The organism is Lysinibacillus sp. FJAT-14222 (genome assembly GCF_001278875.1).
Taxonomy (GTDB): Bacteria; Bacillota; Bacilli; order Bacillales_A; family Planococcaceae; genus Lysinibacillus; species Lysinibacillus agricola.
Window position 1 is genome coordinate 92,417 of the sequence record NZ_LIYL01000016.1, and the last position, 18,854, is coordinate 111,270.

The following is an 18,854-nucleotide window of genomic DNA, read 5'->3' on the forward strand; positions in this document are numbered from 1 at the left end:
TGCTTTTTTCTTTATAGAACATATGTTTATATTGTATATTGTGAATAATCAAAAAAAGAAAGGAGTGACGGGTAATGACGAAATGGAAGAAAGATTGTTTTATTATAGAACTCAAGTTACTTATAGATACATGGCAAAAGGATATCCTATTAAAACGTTTTGAAATTGCCCGTACACTCTATAATACAACTTTGTCTTATGCAGTAAAACAATATACTTTCATGCAAGATTCAAAACACTATCGAAAACAATTACGTGGCTATCAAAAAGCGAAAAAAACGAATGATTCAAAAGAATTGAAGCAGATCGCAAAAGAATTAGATAACATTCGTCAATCTTTTGGATTAAGTGAATATCAACTGCATGCGTATATTAAAAAGCATCAACATAACTATAAAAAACATATAGATAGCAATACTTCTCAGAAAATCGCCTCTACTGTCTGGAGAGCGGTTCAAGAAGTTCTATTTAAAGGGAGCAAAGCACACTTTAAACGGTACGGAATGTTTCATTCTGTTGAAGGGAAATCTAATAAAGCAGGCATTCGATTTAAAGAGAATATTGTTTATTGGAATGGATTAACCCTTCCTGTTCGTATTCGTAAACAAGATTTGTTTGTAGAAGAATCCCTTGCTCTTCATACCATTAAATATTGTCGTCTAGTCAAAAAAGTGATTCGTGGCAAACATACGTTGTGTAAATAAGAAAGTCTTATGGAACAGAAGATAAATCAAAGATGTTGTACACAGGACATGGCAACACCATCTGTGGAGAGCTTTGTAACGCTTCTCTTAAGTATATAAGAACCCCATTGCTTTAGCTGTGGGAGTAGTCAGTTTGAACAAAGCTCCACGGAATGAAGTGGTCGACGTGTGTTTTTCGTCGGCTAGTTGATAAATCACAGTTACAATAGAAGCATCGATTTTGTTCAAATTGCGTAAGAACTTTGTAAAACGTCTCTAAAGAACTACGTTTTGAAATCACCTCTATTTTTGAGAGCAGAGCCATTGTACTTGTGGCATCATTCACTTTTTCGAGGTATTTGACTAAATGATAATTTGTTAAATTTATTAAAATTCGTTGGTATTTTTTCATGAATTGATAGACAGGACTGTTGAAACGAAAATATGCATGTTTGATGTCAAATTCATAAAATACCCCTGCTGTATCTCCGTAAAATGCACCGATTACGTTTTGCTTACAGTCACGCTTCACCTCATTGACGATTTTAAGTTGCAAGGAATCTAAAAGCTGATCGAATTGCCATTCTGTAGGGATAGCATTGTCATTAGCATATTTCTGTAAGATGGTTTGGGCACGAGCGGGTTTATCTTCATTCAGCAGAAGACTCCCACCTCTGAAGTTGGTGAAATGAATGAAAATATGGTTCCTTTTCAGTGGGGGTTCAAACGCCTACTGAATGAAGATAAAGCCTCCGGTGGATGTCACGGATTTTGAAAGGAATGAATTGTGCGGGCACAATTCAAAATCCGGACGCAATTACGCCAAGGCGAAATTGATTATTATTTGGTGATTGTGCTAACTTGTGATGAATTACCAGATTCCAATATATATTTGTGAACGAATAAAATATTTGATCATAACTGAGTACTAACTTTTCGTCTACATTGTATAAGTTTTCAAGCAATGCTTTAAAAAACACATACTTATAAGATGTCGAGACTGAAGAACGGTAGTAAAAATTATTCAGATGTTGCCAAATCTGATGTTCAGTTACATATTGCTCACGTATTTCACCAACCTTTAAATCATGAGACATACTGTTTCCCCCTACTCCTTCACCTCAACTAAATAAATACCTTTCGAAAATCCTCCGCGTTGCATCTTCTTCTGAATACGTAGCTGTTCCAACTGTTCATAGGACACGCCGTACATTTGTAAAGCTGCATGTACTAATTCCAACATATCCGCAAGTTCCTCAATGGCCTCTTTTGGAGAGACTGCCTCTAGAAATTCTAATGCCTCTTCTTGCATTTTCGCTTTTATTTCTTCTAAATGTTCTCCCTGTTCTAATACTCTTATGCTACATGTTTTACCCCCCGCTTCAATTATTTGTGGAATTAAATCACGTACTAATTTGTTGTATACTGGCATCCCTACTGTCCCCTTTTAACATACAATTATTTTCTGTATTTCTGCTGAATCGTTTGAATATGTTGTTTTTTGACTTCATTGGATACTTGCATTTGAGGCACGAGCTTATTATAAATTGTTTGAATATCGTCTTGAGAGAAAAACTGTGTTGCAGTTTGTTTTTGTGTTTGGATAAAACGCCTTAAATCTTCTCGTTTTATAACATGTACATTTTGGGAAGTGACTATCACTTTTTTCAATGTACAGCGCTCACTAAAGACAATAATAGAATGAATTGCTTCTTTTGGAAGTTCTAGAAAATCTTGAATTGCACGGATATGCGTAGCATTTTGACGGATTGGATTGAAAAATTTATATTTTTTCTTATTGGGCATCGTTTGTGTCCATTGCTGTTGTGTTTCATTGCCAAAAATCCAACCACTATAGTTTTTTGATTCAATCACATATAGACCAGTTCGATCAATATAAAGTAAATCAATCTCCGTTAATTCATCTGAATTTCTTTTTGGAACATATACATTTAATAATTGCTTATGACTTTGTAAGGCATGCTTCTCAATAATTTTCGATGTTAGATACTCACCATTTCTCCCTTTATTGAGTTTAACTGCAAAGAAATTATTTTTTGTCAGTTTATAATAGACACTTTTCCGATAATTTTTTTTCATAAAGTAAAAACTTATCACTATCAATATAAAAATAATAAATAGAAACAACTTACCCATTCCCCCTAACCTTTCATCCTTTCACAGAAAAACCCAAAATGATTCTACAAAATTATTATACCAATATTTACAAGGGTATTTTTTCGTTTTTTATTATTAGGCAAAATATTTATCAACAAAAGATTTTTTTATAACAATCCAGTACTAATGTTTGATTTTATGGATTTATTATTCTTGCATCACTATTCATGGCTTAACGCGCATGTCTCTGTTCTAAGTGCGGATCACCTTGTCCGTTGGATAAATCCTCTTCCAAACTCTCAGCAATGCATAAGAATATTTCCCGAGTTTGATGTTCAGTCAATTATCGCTAACTCTCGTTTTTCTCCATTCTTTAACTTAAGTGATATTCATTTACTCCGTTAGTACAAGCTAAATCTATACATTTATACTTTAATTACAGCATATGATGTACTTTCCCTTACTTCCGTTACAATATTAGTAGAATCTACAACTGAAAAATTTGTATAAAATGATTCTTCACCACTATATTTCCAATGATTCCAAATTTTTTACTTGCAATTCGATCAATCTTTTATCAAAATTCATCACTAAAATAATAGAAACATTCCCAAAAAACAGGACATATGTATCATTTCCATAAAATCCCTGGTATTTTTCACTGTAGATTTAACCATTTAGTATTGTTATTATTATGAAGTATTTTTTTGAAAGGAGGTTTTCCAATGTACGATTCTTATTATTATAATGATTATGATTATGATGCGTTTTTCGGTGGTTTGTTTCTCATCATTATGTTAATTTTTCTTGTGATGGGTATTGCAGGCTATATTATTAGTTCACTTATTTATTATCAGGCATCTAAAGCAAATGGCTTTGATGATCTTGCCTATGTCGCTTGGATTCCTGTTATTAACGTTTATAGCCTTTTCTTATTAACTGCAAAGGGTGATGATGACGTAACAGTTCGTGCCGAAGCGAAAAAGAATGTTCTAATTTATGCTGGATTTTTACTTGTTTCATTCATTCCATTTATAGGTATACTCGCTGCCTTAGGTGTTAGTATTTATGTTTTGTATTTCACATATCGCCTCTTTTATCGTTGGTCGGGTGAGCCTGGGAGAGCTGTACTTTATATTATTTTATCGTTCATTACATTCGGACTATTCTATTTTATCTACGGCTTAATAAAAATGAATAAACCTTTCGTTGCATAATTACATATGCAAAATAGAAAACCTCTTTACTCCTTTAAAATACAAGGTTAAAGAGGTTTTCGACTTATTCACGTAATTTTACACTATAGTGTCTCATGGACTTAGGAATACCTTTTAATGCAAGCACCCCACTATACACTAAAAATCTTATTCTACATTCTAAAAAGAAGACACTGGGAAGCTCGTCGATTAAAGGTAAGAGTTCCGCAATCACTGTTCCCGTCTTTATAAAATCTTTTGTTACTTGTTCATTATGTAGCTTTTCTATCGTCTCTATAATAAGTGGATCAAAATAATTTTCTGGTACCCCTTTTATTTCATTGTTAATCCATAGGCGCAGAACATCGTTATTTTGCGATACTATTTCCCATTCATTTTGCAAAATAAGACGGTCCTGAGTAGTTAGTTGCTTTCTTTCTTTTATGTTCACAAAAAGCTGCGCCAATTGTTGTGAATTTAGCTGACTTGTCGCACAATTAGTCTTACTATGTTCTGTCGTATTAATAAGGAAAATCTCATTTGATTTATCTCGCAATAAATAGAGGAAATAACGAAGTCCACATTGTTCATCTGCGTTATTACCATACCAAATATAGATAGGAACATGATTTGGAATATCTTCTATTTCACGCAAAGTATTTGTAAACTTATTTTGATAAACATCTTCCTCTCCATCGTTAATATTTTCAAATAACCAATCATTTCGGAAGTCTTGACCTCTTTTCTCCTCTAGCTTCCACAATGGTCCAATTGAGAAGCAATCAGGGAATCCAATCACATGTTTAGGTGGCGCAAGCGCTACTCTCACTGAACCTGCAGCAGATTCAGTGCTCACAATATGAACTGCCTGCGTTGTTAATCGTTGGTCTACAGAACGATGTTTTTGAATACAGTCATTTACAATTTCTACTATGTCGCATAATTTATCGTACTCTAGCGAGAATCCCCAACCCTCAATTGCTTCACTTTCTTCATGGTTGAATGTTTCAAATTGAGAAAGATGCTGTAATTCATATGCCTCCCATTCACTACTATCTATCAAATCCGATGCGTTCAAATAATTATGTGTTTTAATTCGATAGACAAAAACCGTATTTAACTCCAATAAAAAATAAATAAATGGATAATTTACTTTCCATTCCATAACTCAGCCCCCCTTTTATATAAAAATTTTAACATATAAAAATTGAGAACTATTCGTTGTATTTTCTACTCTCATACGACACATGACTTATCAAATTATGAAAAAGCAGTTAGATAACAGAATAAATATGCTATATTATAGTTAGAAAATTTAGAATTTCTATTTTTAATTTACAAAGGGGTTTGATAATTGTGTATGAAAATATTTTAAGACATCCAGGACCTACACCAATTCCGAAAAAGGTTCAGCTTGCGATGAATCACGATATTATTAGTCATCGAAGCAATGAATTTGTGAAGCTTTACCGTGAAACAATTGAATTAGTGAAGCCTGTTTTTGGGACAAAGCAGGATATTTTACTCCTTCCATCAGGTGGTACGGCCGCTTTAGAGGCCGCAGCGGTTAACACTGTTTCTGCTGGTGAAAATGTTGTTGTAATTACTGTTGGAGCGTTCGGAGACTATTTCGTTTCGATTTGTGAGAAATATGGCTTTCATGTACATAAGCTTGAAAAAGAATGGGGACAAGCTTGCACGGCTAAGGAGCTGCGAGAATTTTTGCAGCCTTTAAAAGATATTAAGGCTGTTTTTGTCACATACAATGAAACTTCGACTGGTATCTTAAACCCAATCGCTGAATTAGCACAAGTTGTTCGTGAGGAAACGGATGCCTTATGTATTGTCGATGGTGTAAGTTGCATCGGTGGAGCTCCTGCTGAAATGGATGCTTGGGGAATCGATATTCTTATTACAGGATCTCAAAAAGCCATGATGTTACCTCCAGGCCTTTCCTTAGTCAGCGTAAGCGAAAGAGCTTGGAAAGTCATTGAAGAAAATAAAGCACCGTCCTATTATTTAAACTTATTAAGCTATCATAGCTGGGCAGAAAAAGGGATGACTCCAAATACGCCTACTGTAACACTTATTTATGGACTCCACGAGGTTTGTAAACTTATAGAGGAAGAAGGAGGCTTTAAAAAGACAATTGCCCGCCATGAACTATTGAAAAACATGGTACGTCATGCAATGAACGCTCTTAATATTGAACTTCTCACTACTGATGAGCATGCTTCTCCGACCATTACAGCGATTATGGCACCAAAAGGGATTGCACTCGGTGACTTCTTATCACATTTAAAGCAGCAATATCATTTAGATTTCGCTGGAGGACTCGGTCATTTGCAGGGTAAAATATTTAGATTCGGTCATATGGGCTATTGTTTTCCAAGTGATATTTTACAGGCCGTTTCTTTAATGGAAGCCGCACTTCAAGACTTTGAATATGACTTTGTGCCAGGTGCAGGTGTGCGAGCAGCACAGGAAGTATTTTTAGCTGCTCAGCAAAATAAAATTGCAACGATAAAGTGAAACTTTAATCAGTGAGGGCTTCTTCATCCCTACCGGTTAGTCTCCACCAATTGAGCTTATACGAGCAGTTAATCTCCTATCTAGCTGGTTATTATGTGGGATAAAGCTTTAAACCTCCAAATCTACGCATAGATTTGGAGGTTTGTTTATTTCGTAAGATTGCATATAAGTTGATTGGCGTGAAGGCTGGGCGACTCCTTGGGAATATGCAATAGAGGAACAGAAATCTGTAATACCATACTTCCGTTTTTCTTTTTCAAGAGGCACAAATCAGATATTTATACATCTGTAAGCGTCAAATAGCGCCCACCTGTTACTAAGGGGGCGCTATTTGACGCTTATGTTCGAAGCATATTTACACGCGAAGGCGATAAAAAATCGTATCGTCAATGCCTCAGCGCGACGATATCTATTACATGCTGTAAAGATAATAATAAAGTTTAGAAAAATCCTTTGCGATTAGAGAATCTCGCTCGATAAAAAATTGCAATGTACCAGAGTCTGCTATCATGGCATATGTCTTTTGGGCATTCCCCTCCATATCTAATTGAAACAGCAGCTCTGCATTGCCATTATTCTTATCAAAACTATTTTTATCCATAAATGCGTAGCCACCTATTTTCGTGCCACTACCATCTGTTTGATCAAAATACTTTGAATATGCAGGGTTCTCCATTGGTAAGTCATAATGAACGGAGCGAGGATCTGTGTACGGTACTAACTCTTCGCGTAATGTTGCCTTAAATGCATAAGGGCCACCAAAGATAATTGGTTCACATAGCTCATACTCCATCTCCTCATCAGAAAAAGGCTCTATATCATGAGAGGGCTCAAAATCCGCGTAATATCGACAATAATAACCATCCTCGTAAACACCATAATCCTCATCTGCCAACACAAAAAACTGTAGAAGTCCTTGCTGCGGGTAATCTTCTAGCGAGGGTAGCTGAGAAAAATTAAGCTGAGCCAAAAACATATAAGGTATGCCACTACTATGTACAGGAAAGCTATCACCTAACTTACAATAAGGTCGTCCACCTAATTTACTATCCGTATAAGTTACTGACTCCTCTAATGCTTTTAAAACAATCGCCTGCTTTAATGAATGCTTCATTATGTATCAACTCTTTCTTGTTGCTAGAAATGATTTCTCTTAATATACATACTCTAAATGAGCAAAAACTGAAAATAATTCCCATTAAGTAAAATGAAAAGACAGAATCCACTTTTTGGTTAAAATGAAAATCACCAAACAACCATCCTCCAAAGGAGCGTATCTGTCTCATGATTAACTTAACACTTCACCAACAAATCAGCAAAGGGTTTCTTGATTGGCAATTGCCGTTTTACTTTCCCAAGCCTTTTTCACAACATTTGTAAGCGCCAAATACTAAACATCTAAATAAGACACGATGTGATGTTTTGAATAAATTTGCGATCAAATTTTGAAAAGTAATAAACGCAAGAATGTTGATTCCGATCGCATTCTTGCGTTTTCTCATTAACTAACTACCTTAATCATTAATTCTTGCTCCTTGCACTACCTTTGCCATGTATTCCTCCCGCATTTCCACCGGCACCATACTTCCACCTGTTGCCCATACAAGATGGGTTGCTTGCTCCATCTTATCAACTAAATCATGCTCTTCTAAATAACTTTGTCCTTTTTTCATTAACTGAATCGGTCCGAACATCCCTGCATGTGCAGATGGCTCTAAAAATAAATCTTCTACCTCCATGGCTAATGCTAGTGATTTAAATAATTCCTCATCTTTAACTGTGTAGCAGCCACTTACATACGTTTCCATCACTTTGCCAACAAATTTTGACGCACGACCAACAGCAAGGCCATCCGCTTCGGTTTTATTATCAAGACCTATATCTTCTACACTGATGGCGTCATGTAAACCAGTCATTAAACCAATTGTCATACAAGGAGATGCTGCTGGTTCAGCAAAGAAAATATGGGCATGTTCTCCAAAAATTTCACGAATGCCGTACGCAACACCGCCTGGTCCACCACCTACACCACAAGGTAAATAAACGAACAATGGATGGGCTTCATCTACAGTAATGTTCGTCTTTTCAAACTGTATTTTTAAGCGCTTTGCCGCCACTGCATAGCCTGCAAATAAGTCCTTCGAATTCTCATCATCAATGAAATGACACATAGGATCTTGTTCAGCCTCTCGACGACCTTGTTCTACAGCAACGCTATAGTCGGCTTCATATTCAATAACGGTCGCACCTTTTTCTCGCAATAATGCTTTTTTCCACTCTTTGGCGTCACTCGACATATGTACAACGACATTAAAGCCGAGTTTTTTGCCCATAATGCCGATACTTAAGCCTAAATTACCTGTAGAACCTACGGCAATTGTGTATTGCTGGAAGAAAGCATGAAAGTCCTCTGTTGCCAACACAGCAAAATTATCTTCTTTTGTTAGCTTTCCATTAGCCATCAAAAGCTGCTCTGCATGCCTTAATACTTCAAAAATACCACCACGAGCTTTAATAGAGCCTGAGATTGGCAAGGCATGATCGCATTTTAAGATAAATTGACCTGGTATTGAAACATCAAACTCCTTTTCAAGAGCTTTCTTTATCAGTGTTATATCTTGAATAGATGATTCAATAAGTCCATTGCTTTCCAAAAGCTCTGGGAATGCTATTTTTAAATAGGAAGAAAAGCGTTTAAGTGTTTCTTCTGCCTTCTCAACTTCCTCCATTGAAAAAAGATTTGTCATCGCCTTTTTTTGCCAATTTGTATTTTCCCAAAGCACAGTATCATGATTTGCTAACTCTTTTAGTTTAGGAAATTGATTAAATAGTTCGTGTTTAAGTTCATTTTCCACCTTCTGGTTCCTCCATTTTTTGTGCTGAAATTGCTCGTTCACAAATTTGTCGAAATTTCATTTCGAACGAAATATTGTTTTCTTGTGTTCGTTTTTTTGGCCCCCTTGTACGTCCACCAGCACGTCTAAATTTTTGTCCAACATGGCGCATTTCGAGCAAACGTTCGATATTTTCATCGGACATCTCTCGTCCATTTTGATCGATTGGATAACCCCCTCTTGCCAAAACCATAGCTGCTAAACCGTAATCCTGCGTAATGACAATATCATGCTTTGAAAGCGCATTCACTAGCGTAAAATCAACCGAATCCGGTCCCTTAGGAACAATAATTGTTATTACATTATCACGTTCAATACGGTGGGATGTATCGCAAAACAAGATTGTTTCTATCTCAAACTCAGATGATATAGTTAGTGCTAAATCCACGACTGGACAGGCATCAGCATCAATTAAAACCTTCACAATAAAGCATCATTCCTTTCTCACAATTTGATAGATCACTCATCTTATTATTATTTTAATATAACAAATTCTCAGCTCCACTTGCTCAATTTTTCACAAACTTAAGACTGTTGGAAAAAGTATTTTATTGAATAGTGCGAAAAATAGATATACGATACAAATATCAAATAACTGGAGGTTTTTTACTATGACAACTACAATTGTAAGCAACGAACAATTAGCAAAAGAATACGTTGATGGCGTATTCGAGCAATTAAAACAACAAAATAGTTATCAAGCGGAGTTCTTACAAGCAGCTGAAGAGATTTTCATCTCATTAGTGCCTGTATTTACACAACACCCTGAATATATTAAAGCCAATATCTTATCTCGTATCGTTGAGCCAGATCGCATCATTTCCTTCCGTGTTGCTTGGCAAGATGATAACAACCAAGTTCAAGTAAACCGTGGTTACCGTGTTCAGTACAGCAACGTAATGGGGCCATACAAAGGCGGCCTTCGCTTCCACCCTTCCGTAAACGAATCAATTATCAAATTCTTAGGCTTTGAACAAATCTTTAAAAATGCTTTAACAGGCCAACCAATCGGTGGTGGTAAAGGTGGTTCAAACTTCGATCCTAAGGGAAAATCAGATTCAGAAATCATGCGTTTCTGTCAAGCATTCATGACTGAATTATACCGCCATATTGGTCCAGATGTCGATGTTCCAGCAGGTGATATCGGTGTTGGAGCTCGAGAAGTTGGCTATTTATGGGGTCAATACAAGCGTTTAACAAAAGCAAGCGAATCTGGTGTATTAACTGGTAAAACTCCTGGATACGGCGGCTCTTTAGCCCGTAAAGAGGCAACTGGGTACGGTACTGTATATTTTGTCAACGAAATGCTAAAAGATGCCAATGATTCATTCGAGGGTAAAACAGTTGTAGTTTCTGGCTCTGGTAACGTTTCAACATATGCAATTGAAAAAGCACAATCCTATGGCGCAAAAGTTGTTGCTTGCTCTGACTCTTCAGGCTATGTTTACGATCAAGATGGTTTAGATCTTGACGCAATTAAAGAAATTAAAGAAGTAAAAGGCGATCGTATCTCCACTTACTTAAACTATCGTCCAAATGCTACATTTACAGAAGGCTGCACAGGTATCTGGACTATTCCTTGTGACATCGCGCTTCCATGTGCTACTCAAAACGAAATTAATGGCGATTCAGCTCGCACTTTAATTGCAAACGGCGTGAAAGCTATTGGTGAAGGTGCAAACATGCCATCAGATCTTGAAGCAATTAACGAATTCTTAGAAGCTGGCGTATTATTTGGTCCAGCTAAAGCTGCTAATGCCGGCGGAGTTGCTGTATCTGCTCTTGAAATGGCGCAAGATTCTAGCCGCGTATTCTGGTCATTTGAAAAAGTAGATGCTAAATTACATGAAATTATGAAAAATATTTACGCGGACAGTAAAGCGGCTGCTGAAAAATATGGTTATCCTGGGAACCTTGTAGTTGGCGCGAATATTGCTGGCTTCGTGAAGGTTGCTGATGGTATGCTAGCTGAAGGCGTATATTAATAACATTCAAGATGATAGCGAACATTCGTTATCATCTTATTTTTCAGTAAAAAAAAAGTTAAAAAACGTGAAAATAATCGTTTAAAACGAACATTTTTATTATTAAACATTTAAAACATTCGTGTTATAATGATAGAGTACTATGAAATATTGGAGGGTTTTTTGTGGAATTATTGTATACAGGTAAAACGAAAAATGTGTTCAAATTAGAAGATGGTCATTACTTATTAAAATTCAAAGATGATGTAACTGGTGAAAACGGCGTATTCGACCCAGGTGCTAATACTGTTGGATTAACAATCGACGGCGCTGGTTTAGCTGGACTTCGCTTAACTTCTTATTTCTACTCAAAACTAAACGAACAAGGTGTTCCTACTCACTATGTTGATGCAAACTTCAACGATGCAACAATGACAGTAAAGCCTGCAACTGTTTTCGGTAAAGGTTTAGAGGTCATTTGCCGCTTCAAGGCAGTAGGCTCTTTCCTACGTCGCTACGGTGCTTACGTGCAAGAAGGACAAGATTTAGATTCTTTCGTAGAAGTTACCATCAAAGATGACGATCGACTAGATCCTCCTATTTCTGAAGATGCTTTAGCCATGTTAAACCTGTTAACACACGAAGAATACGCAATTTTAAAGCAACGTACAATTGAAATTTCTAAATTTGTTGCTGCAGAGCTTGCAAAAAAAGGGTTAACGCTATACGACATCAAATTAGAATTTGGTCGTGATGCTAAAACAAATGAAATTTTATTAATAGATGAAATTTCAGGTGGTAATATGCGTGCTTACAAAGGCGAACAATACATTGAACCATTAGAGCTTGAAAAAATCATGTTAGCTAAATAAATTCATGTTAGTATGTCTTTAGTTTGACTGGATAGGAATATTCAAAAAGAGTCGCTTTCTTGCGGCTCTTTTTTTGTAAACAAGATGATTTTTTCTTTCTTGTGAAACTTTTGATTGAATCATCCGTATACTAATATACGCAGAATGTAATTATACTATTATTTCGGAGGTAATTTGATGGATAACTATAATGACACACCACAAGAAAGGCCAAAGCTTAATCCATTTTTGTCTATCTGGTTGCATCCAAAGCAAACAACTCGTTTCATGATAGAAGAAAAATCAATTGGCTTTGCGATTCTTCTCATATCAATTGGTTATATTGGTGTTACACTTTCGGACCTTATTGATAAGAAAGCCTTGTTAGACTGGTCACCTTGGTTTATCGTACTATTTTGTGTTATTTTATCACCGATTTCAGCGATAATTGGTACGGCTTTTGCCGCACTAATCACTTGGCTGTTCGGTAAACTTTTTAAAGGAACAGGTACGTACTCACAATTATTCAAAGGGCTAAGTTTAACTGCTATTCCATTTTTAGTACTTATTCCTTTTTATTTAATTTGGTTATTTACGTCACCTGAATCTTTAATGGACCCTAATTTCGCTGGAACGATGCCTTGGATTTTTTGGCTAACGACTCTCATCACAATTGTGATTGGTATTTGGTCCATCGTTATCACTGTAGGAGCTGTTGCAGAAGCACATCAAATACCCAACTGGATGGCCTTCTTTACAATCTTACTACCAACTATTATTTTTGCTATTTTACTCATCATTCTTATTATTGTTCTCTTTCTCATTTTCGGCATTTTTAATGGAATGATGTAAAAAAATCTCCCCTCTCCATGAGAGCAGGGGATTTTTTTCATTTCTATTTACTTTGCACTTACCCCATCAAAAAAGAAGATGAAGAAAAACAAATAGTCTTTCTTCATCTTCATCATTTAGGTGGATTATTAATTTTAAACTGAAAGCACTGTATTTTGGTGGAATAGCTCCGATACACCTGACTCAACGGCAGCACCACTTACAGCTTGCGAAACAATTTCAACGACACGGTCATCTAATGATTTAGGTACAATATATTCTTCTGTTAATTCCTCATCACTTACAAGAGAGGCAATTGCTTCAACTGCGGCTATCTTCATCGCCTCATTAATATCTGTTGCTCGCACATCCAATGCCCCACGGAAAATACCAGGGAAAGCAAGCACATTGTTAATTTGGTTTGGATAATCTGAACGTCCTGTACCCATAACACGTACACCCCATGCCTTGGCGTTTTCATAGGTAATTTCAGGATTTGGATTTGCTAGTGCAAACACGACTGGATTTTCATTCATTGAAGCAATATGTGCTTCGGTTAATAGATTGGCAACAGATACGCCGATAAAAACGTCTGCACCTACAAGGGCATCCTCCAATGTTCCATGTAATTTTTCTGGATTTGTTAAATGGGCAACCGTTTCTTTAATTGGGTTCATACCTTCAGCACGACCTTCATAAATAAGACCTTTTGTATCACACATAAAAATATTTTTATAGCCCATTTGCACAAGAATACGTAAAATGGCAATTCCCGCTGCCCCTGCTCCATTAATGACGATCTTCATCGTTGTCACATCTTTTTTCACGATACGATTGGCATTAATCATCCCTGCACCTACGACAATCGCCGTTCCATGCTGATCATCATGGAATACAGGAATATCACATTCTTGGCGCAGACGATCTTCTATTTCAAAGCATCTTGGCGCTGAAATATCTTCTAAATTTACAGCACCAAAAGTTGGAGCAAGCGCCTTCACAATGCTGACGATTTCATCCGTATTCTTCGTATCTAAACAAATAGGAAAAGCATCAACATTGGCAAAACGCTTTAATAAAATCGCCTTCCCCTCCATTACTGGTAATGCCGCCTTTGGACCGATATCCCCTAAACCTAATACCGCAGTACCATCTGAAACAACCGCCACCATATTACCTTTCATTGTATAGTCGTAAACAAGTGATGGATTTCTTTCAATCTCTACACAAGGCGCAGCTACCCCTGGAGAATACGCAAGACTTAGATCATATGAATCTTGCACAGGTACCTTTGAATTCACCTCTAATTTCCCACTATAATGCTCATGCATTTCTAAAGCCTTTTTCATAATATCCATTCAATCCCATCCTTTTCTTTTGAATTATTATATATTTTAGAATCATAATACTTTGTGAAAATAAAGTCAACGAATTTTCTGTCAATTTTATTTTTTCTTTAAAACAACGCTATTTATTATCGTTTAGGTCAATTTTACATTTTGTTATCAGTTTCACAATCAATTATTTTAATATAATTATAGTATCGATTTCCTTTTAAAAAAATGTACAAATACCGCCATTACGCCTGCTCACTTCTTCACATAGTATTTTTCTCATGTAAATGAGAAATTTTTCACAAACTAATGTAAGCGCATCCATTATTACATCTGGTTTCGTCACATTTTCTCCACATTTTTTCACAAAGTTTTATATTATGCATTCTAAAGTATTCTTTTTTACTTTCTGTTCTACTCATTAAAGCTCTCATTCCTTAGCGATGTCATTCCAATCAAGAATCGAGTAGGAGGGAGTGATTAACTCCCGACCTCTCCAACCACCGTACGTACGGATCCGTATACGGCGGTTCCATGAAGTCTGACGGACAGTGATTTTATATCTCCCTGTCCGTTATGCTTTTCTGTCTCTCCTTGCCACTTGTATTCTCAGCCCTCTTTGTGTCTCCTATGGGATTCACCATTTCTTCCACTAAGTAAGTCCATCTTTGGATTGTCTGCTTCATCGATCAAGCGAAATTCGAGTTTATTCCACACTCCTTCATGGTTTGGTCCTTCCCATTTATGGTACTATGACCTCTGCTGACTTCTGATGGTTCAGCTACTTGTCACCAAATAGGTTATGAAGGGTACTTCACGTTTCCATCAGACCTCCCCGGGTAAGCGCATGCACTTTCACACCATCTATCCGCCTCATTTACTCGATATGACCTTCGACAGAAAGGACTTTGTTTTGTTTGGCAAACTCATCCAATCATACCTAGCCTTCTATGAGATTCGTGTTCCTCGGACCGGTGTTTTGCCTCCAGCTTCCTTCAGATTCCGCGTCGCCACGGACACCCNCCTTCAGATTTCGCCACGGACACCCTTGCTCTTGGCTAACCTCTACTTCTGTCTTCGGGGTTCGGGACTTGCACCCTATAGCTCATGCGCATGCCGGGCGCACCAAAAAAAGAGTCCTTATTTTAAGGACTCTTGCGTAAAATGATTTATAAAAGCGGTGATAATATGTTTAGAAGACCACTGTTCCTCTGATGCTTTTGTAATCGGGTAATCACGAGGAAAGGTTGTTTTTGTGATTTCTTCTACTGAATAACCTTTATTGAACAATTGTTTTATTTTACCCTCCATGTCTTCTAAATAAGCAATTTTTTCTTGTATTTTCGCTCGACCATCCTCTATATAGCCTGCATGACAGCAATAAACTTCCTGAAAATCATAGTTTAATATATTCTTCAAAGACGCCAAGGTATGTACGATATTTTCTTCATCAAGGACAACCTTAGTTTTCGTCTGTATATATAAATCGCCTGTAAACATTGCACCTGTTTCTCGATTGTAAAATGATACATGATCTGTTGTATGTCCCGGTGTTTCAATAACATCCCATGTAGCCGATTTCGTTTGCAATGTATCGCCAAACGGTTGAGCCATAAACGCTTGTCGCTCTCCCCATAATGCCTGTCGATAAAATGGATACTCTCCATCCTCTGCACAAATATTTACCGAATCTCGGTGAATATAGATAGGTACACTCTTATGCTGCTGAATCCATGCTGCATTTCCTGCATGATCCTCATGGGAATGTGTTAGCGCCAATTGCTCAATCGGTATTTCGTTAAAAAAGGATTGGAACTCCTTCGAAAGTGAGTGTGAGCCTGTGTCAATAAGTAACCCATCCACAAAAAAGCTATAAACACTCATTCCAATACCCTGAACAGCTACTTTACCGTGAGCACATTGCACATCACGATTTCGTTGAATCTCTATACTTTTTTCTCGTTTAAACATCCTATTCCTCCTTCACCCTTTGTAAAAAGAGTGTAGCACAAAATGAATGGCCAGTCATTTTATGAATACATGACAACCCGCATCGCTAATTTAATATCCTTTTTCAAACTACGAAAATGGAAAAGTAAACGTATATTGGCGATTAATATCAAAACAGCTCCTACTATTAATAGAGAGACCATTGCATCGTATTCTATATTCATTAGAAAAGTCCAACATGCGGAAACAGAGAGTACAATCCACATATATTTTTTCATAATACGATGAGTAGAACCTAGTATATTATAATGTTTCTCAATTTCTACTATAATTTTGCCGAATTCTAAAATAATGAGTAAGTCAACGATAACTGTTAACACTAAGTGCCATGTAATGGTAAGCAAATGTGAGGTTACAATATTTGTAATTAAAAGTATGAATCCAATGAAAATGTAATGTTTGGCCAATGTTTTACCTTTAAAATAAGACAGACTCTTCATACACGCAAAGTAAATCAATAGCTGCTGTACATAGAAGGCGTATGGAAAAACATTTAAAAATACAAGTTTTAAGCATAGAGCAATCGTTAGCCACTTTAATAAATTCAATTGCCGATGCTTTTCTGACAAATCAATCATGCCTCTCAATCTCCTCTCTTATTTTTGTGATTTTAAATGAAGCTTCTCTCTGTATCCATATTGGTAACATCCCATCTGGACCACTAACACCAACCTTCGCATGTACGTCCATTCCTGTCTCACTGATATGGAATGAGATTGTTACTCGTTGCCCCTTCTTCACAGCAATGGGAAAATCCTTTTCCGTATATGCAATTTCATTGACTTTAATTTCTGTAAAACTAATACTTCGATTTAATACTTCAGGTATATTTACTGTATCTAGCACTACATCCTGTGTCAGAACAAACGTCGCTGTTCTGTCACCATCATAACTACCAGATGTCCCTATAAACCCTTTTAACTCTTTTGCTGAATGCTCAAAATCTATTCGCAATGTCGTTGATAGCTTTTCACCATCATCAAGCACTAGAAACACTTCTGTACTGTTAATCAGTGTCTTTATCTCCTCTTTATTTCCAACAAAATAAGCTGCACGCATAAACTGATGAGAACTTTCATTTGTGACATCTGCTGGATAATATGAGATTCCTTTATTTTCTCTATCGCCATAGTCCCTTGCTTGCAATGTAAGATTGTTGGCCTGTAAATATTTCACAAAACGTCGGTCGCTTTTATTTGTAATATAATGGATTGTAAAGTCATAGGACTCATTGCTACTAAAAAAGTCTTGCACAAGTGGGACAGTGATTGGTCTTGGCAATTGATTTTGCAAATAAAATGCACTATTACCGAGCAATAGCGCCATAATGAAGCCCATTGCTATACTCGCCGTTTTATCCATCCCTTTTCGAATCGCCATTTTCACAACAAAAATAGTCATTATCATTAGGAAAATTGCTATGCTCCAATACAAAATAGGTGAGGATAGACTCCCATCTAATAAACTGCTCGACTGCTGTTGTCGTGTATCATGCTCTTCTCCTACACTTAAAGCTATAAAACCTCCTGCTGCGAGCGTCACAGCAACAGTCAATATTTTAGGCATCCAGCGCTTAGAGATTTGCTGCTCTTTTTTTGCTTGTTCAATTCCTTGTAGACTACGCTTATGCAACGATTTTGGGATATCAATTTGATCCAACTGCTTTTTAAAATCGTTCATCCTTGTACCTCCTGTTCAAGCGCTTGCTTTAATTTTTTTAATGCACGATATAAAATGGTTTTCGCGGTTCCTAATTTTAGCTGCAAAACCTGAGCCACTTGAGATAATGTATAATCATGATAAAATCGAAGTAAAATAACGTCTTTTTCCTCTTTTGTGAGCTTTGTCATTACATCTTCCAACGCCCATTTTTCTGGAAGCTCCTCAAGTGGCTCTTCACTTATTTCTAACTCCGCCTCACATGGCAGGATCTGCTCCCGCTTTTTTAGCAAATCTGTCGCACAATTAATGGCAATCCTCATTAACCATGTTTTTATATAAGTTACGCTTTGTAATGAATGTATGTATTTAAAGCTGCGGTAAGCGACCTCCTGCACAACATCAAGTGCATCAGCCTCATTGCCTACGTATACATAGGCCATTTTATATAAATCATTCTCAAACTGTGAAAATAACTGTGCGAACGCCTCTGCATCGCCCTCTTTTGCTCGTTGGACGAGTATTTCCTGCACTAGCTCACCCCCTTTACCTATTAGACCTTAAAATAACAAATTTGGCTTTAAAACTTTGTAAATTACTTAAAATGTATATGTCATGCATATAAGTTGATTGGAGATTGCGACTCCTTGGGGATTAGCGTCACAGATGAGACCCTGCAGCGCAGCGGATGTTTTCTGTGCGAAAGCGAAGCGGCAGCAACAATGTTTTTTCTGTGCGAAAGCGAAGCGGCAGCAACAATGTTTTTTCTGTGCGAAAGCGAA

The 18,854-nt window shown here is 36.8% G+C and carries 18 protein-coding genes; 6 read left to right on the forward strand and 12 right to left on the reverse strand.

The genetic code is table 11. The annotated features are described in order from the left end of the window. Positions 1-74 precede the first annotated feature (74 nt). Entirely contained in the window at positions 75-704 is a 630-nt protein-coding gene (locus AN161_RS07275) for a hypothetical protein (RefSeq protein ID WP_241774517.1), read from the forward strand. 779 nt (positions 705-1,483) lie between these two features. Here the strand turns inward: AN161_RS07275 and AN161_RS07280 are convergent. From AN161_RS07280 to AN161_RS07290, 3 genes are read right to left on the reverse strand one after another with little or no spacing between them, the layout of a single operon-like run. Then, positions 1,484-1,780: a hypothetical protein gene (locus tag AN161_RS07280; RefSeq protein WP_053593703.1), complete on the reverse strand. Its 297-nt coding sequence runs from the start codon at positions 1,778-1,780 to the stop codon at positions 1,484-1,486. Between the two features lie 11 nt (positions 1,781-1,791). Next, on the reverse strand, positions 1,792-2,115 hold the full coding sequence (locus tag AN161_RS07285) for a nucleoside triphosphate pyrophosphohydrolase (protein ID WP_053593704.1): 324 nt from the start codon (positions 2,113-2,115) through the stop codon (positions 1,792-1,794). 26 nt (positions 2,116-2,141) lie between these two features. Then, positions 2,142-2,840, reverse strand: a complete 699-nt coding sequence (locus AN161_RS07290; protein ID WP_075807202.1) for a nuclease-related domain-containing protein — start codon at positions 2,838-2,840, stop codon at positions 2,142-2,144. A gap of 686 nt (positions 2,841-3,526) precedes the next feature. Between AN161_RS07290 and AN161_RS07295 the strand changes: the two genes are divergently transcribed. Further along, on the forward strand, positions 3,527-4,018 hold the full coding sequence (locus AN161_RS07295) for a hypothetical protein (protein ID WP_053593706.1): 492 nt from the start codon (positions 3,527-3,529) through the stop codon (positions 4,016-4,018). Between the two features lie 64 nt (positions 4,019-4,082). On the opposite strand, the gene AN161_RS07300 is transcribed toward AN161_RS07295, so the two are convergent. Next, positions 4,083-5,162: a DUF1835 domain-containing protein gene (locus tag AN161_RS07300; RefSeq protein WP_053593707.1), complete on the reverse strand. Its 1,080-nt coding sequence runs from the start codon at positions 5,160-5,162 to the stop codon at positions 4,083-4,085. A gap of 191 nt (positions 5,163-5,353) precedes the next feature. Between AN161_RS07300 and AN161_RS07305 the strand changes: the two genes are divergently transcribed. Further along, positions 5,354-6,529 carry an alanine--glyoxylate aminotransferase family protein gene (locus tag AN161_RS07305; RefSeq protein WP_053593708.1) on the forward strand — a complete coding sequence of 392 codons (1,176 nt, stop codon included), beginning with the start codon at positions 5,354-5,356 and terminating at the stop codon, positions 6,527-6,529. A gap of 412 nt (positions 6,530-6,941) precedes the next feature. Here AN161_RS07305 and AN161_RS07310 read toward each other — a convergent pair whose 3' ends face one another. The 3 genes from AN161_RS07310 to AN161_RS07320 form a co-directional block, all read right to left on the reverse strand. Next, positions 6,942-7,643 (reverse strand): YwqG family protein, encoded by a 702-nt coding sequence (locus AN161_RS07310; protein WP_053593709.1) that lies wholly within the window; start codon positions 7,641-7,643, stop codon positions 6,942-6,944. 400 nt (positions 7,644-8,043) lie between these two features. Beyond that, the gene (locus AN161_RS07315) at positions 8,044-9,384 is read right to left on the reverse strand and encodes a D-serine ammonia-lyase (RefSeq protein ID WP_053593710.1); all 1,341 of its coding nucleotides are present in this window, start codon (positions 9,382-9,384) and stop codon (positions 8,044-8,046) included. Next, on the reverse strand, positions 9,374-9,847 hold the full coding sequence (locus tag AN161_RS07320; protein WP_053593711.1) for a YaiI/YqxD family protein: 474 nt from the start codon (positions 9,845-9,847) through the stop codon (positions 9,374-9,376). The genes AN161_RS07315 and AN161_RS07320 overlap by 11 nt, the downstream gene beginning before the upstream one ends. A 187-nt stretch (positions 9,848-10,034) precedes the next feature. Here AN161_RS07320 and gdhA point away from each other — a divergent pair, with 187 nt between their 5' ends. From gdhA to AN161_RS07335, 3 genes are all read left to right on the forward strand, one after another. Continuing rightward, a complete protein-coding gene (gene gdhA, locus AN161_RS07325) occupies positions 10,035-11,408 on the forward strand; it encodes an NADP-specific glutamate dehydrogenase (protein ID WP_053593712.1) in 1,374 nt (457 codons plus the stop codon). A gap of 164 nt (positions 11,409-11,572) precedes the next feature. Next, on the forward strand, positions 11,573-12,259 hold the full coding sequence (locus AN161_RS07330) for a phosphoribosylaminoimidazolesuccinocarboxamide synthase (RefSeq protein ID WP_053593713.1): 687 nt from the start codon (positions 11,573-11,575) through the stop codon (positions 12,257-12,259). A gap of 177 nt (positions 12,260-12,436) precedes the next feature. Further along, positions 12,437-13,090 (forward strand): Yip1 family protein, encoded by a 654-nt coding sequence (locus AN161_RS07335; protein ID WP_053593714.1) that lies wholly within the window; start codon positions 12,437-12,439, stop codon positions 13,088-13,090. A gap of 134 nt (positions 13,091-13,224) precedes the next feature. On the opposite strand, the gene AN161_RS07340 is transcribed toward AN161_RS07335, so the two are convergent. The 5 genes from AN161_RS07340 to AN161_RS07360 all read right to left on the reverse strand — a co-directional run bounded on the left by AN161_RS07340 (position 13,225) and on the right by AN161_RS07360 (position 18,605). Next, positions 13,225-14,427 (reverse strand): malic enzyme-like NAD(P)-binding protein, encoded by a 1,203-nt coding sequence (locus AN161_RS07340; RefSeq protein ID WP_053593715.1) that lies wholly within the window; start codon positions 14,425-14,427, stop codon positions 13,225-13,227. 1,116 nt (positions 14,428-15,543) lie between these two features. After that, entirely contained in the window at positions 15,544-16,374 is an 831-nt protein-coding gene (locus AN161_RS07345) for an MBL fold metallo-hydrolase (protein WP_053593716.1), read from the reverse strand. A 59-nt stretch (positions 16,375-16,433) separates the two neighbouring features. After that, the gene (locus AN161_RS07350; protein ID WP_053593717.1) at positions 16,434-16,991 is read right to left on the reverse strand and encodes a hypothetical protein; all 558 of its coding nucleotides are present in this window, start codon (positions 16,989-16,991) and stop codon (positions 16,434-16,436) included. Further along, positions 16,984-18,093 carry a hypothetical protein gene (locus AN161_RS07355; protein ID WP_053593718.1) on the reverse strand — a complete coding sequence of 370 codons (1,110 nt, stop codon included), beginning with the start codon at positions 18,091-18,093 and terminating at the stop codon, positions 16,984-16,986. Before AN161_RS07355 ends, AN161_RS07350 begins: the two co-directional genes overlap by 8 nt. Next, positions 18,090-18,605 carry a sigma-70 family RNA polymerase sigma factor gene (locus tag AN161_RS07360; protein WP_053593719.1) on the reverse strand — a complete coding sequence of 172 codons (516 nt, stop codon included), beginning with the start codon at positions 18,603-18,605 and terminating at the stop codon, positions 18,090-18,092. The genes AN161_RS07355 and AN161_RS07360 overlap by 4 nt, the downstream gene beginning before the upstream one ends. Positions 18,606-18,854: the final 249 nt, after the last annotated feature.

Coding starts and splice junctions, on each gene's coding strand:
- AN161_RS07275 (WP_241774517.1), top strand. CDS start 75: ATGACGAAATGGAAGAAAGATTGTTTTATTATAGAACTCAAGTTACTT.
- AN161_RS07355 (WP_053593718.1), bottom strand. CDS start 18,093: ATGAACGATTTTAAAAAGCAGTTGGATCAAATTGATATCCCAAAATCG.
- AN161_RS07285 (WP_053593704.1), bottom strand. CDS start 2,115: ATGCCAGTATACAACAAATTAGTACGTGATTTAATTCCACAAATAATT.
- AN161_RS07335 (WP_053593714.1), top strand. CDS start 12,437: ATGGATAACTATAATGACACACCACAAGAAAGGCCAAAGCTTAATCCA.
- gdhA (WP_053593712.1), top strand. CDS start 10,035: ATGACAACTACAATTGTAAGCAACGAACAATTAGCAAAAGAATACGTT.
- AN161_RS07280 (WP_053593703.1), bottom strand. CDS start 1,780: ATGTCTCATGATTTAAAGGTTGGTGAAATACGTGAGCAATATGTAACT.
- AN161_RS07300 (WP_053593707.1), bottom strand. CDS start 5,162: ATGGAATGGAAAGTAAATTATCCATTTATTTATTTTTTATTGGAGTTA.
- AN161_RS07340 (WP_053593715.1), bottom strand. CDS start 14,427: ATGGATATTATGAAAAAGGCTTTAGAAATGCATGAGCATTATAGTGGG.
- AN161_RS07350 (WP_053593717.1), bottom strand. CDS start 16,991: ATGATTGATTTGTCAGAAAAGCATCGGCAATTGAATTTATTAAAGTGG.
- AN161_RS07310 (WP_053593709.1), bottom strand. CDS start 7,643: ATGAAGCATTCATTAAAGCAGGCGATTGTTTTAAAAGCATTAGAGGAG.
- AN161_RS07345 (WP_053593716.1), bottom strand. CDS start 16,374: ATGTTTAAACGAGAAAAAAGTATAGAGATTCAACGAAATCGTGATGTG.
- AN161_RS07295 (WP_053593706.1), top strand. CDS start 3,527: ATGTACGATTCTTATTATTATAATGATTATGATTATGATGCGTTTTTC.
- AN161_RS07290 (WP_075807202.1), bottom strand. CDS start 2,840: ATGGGTAAGTTGTTTCTATTTATTATTTTTATATTGATAGTGATAAGT.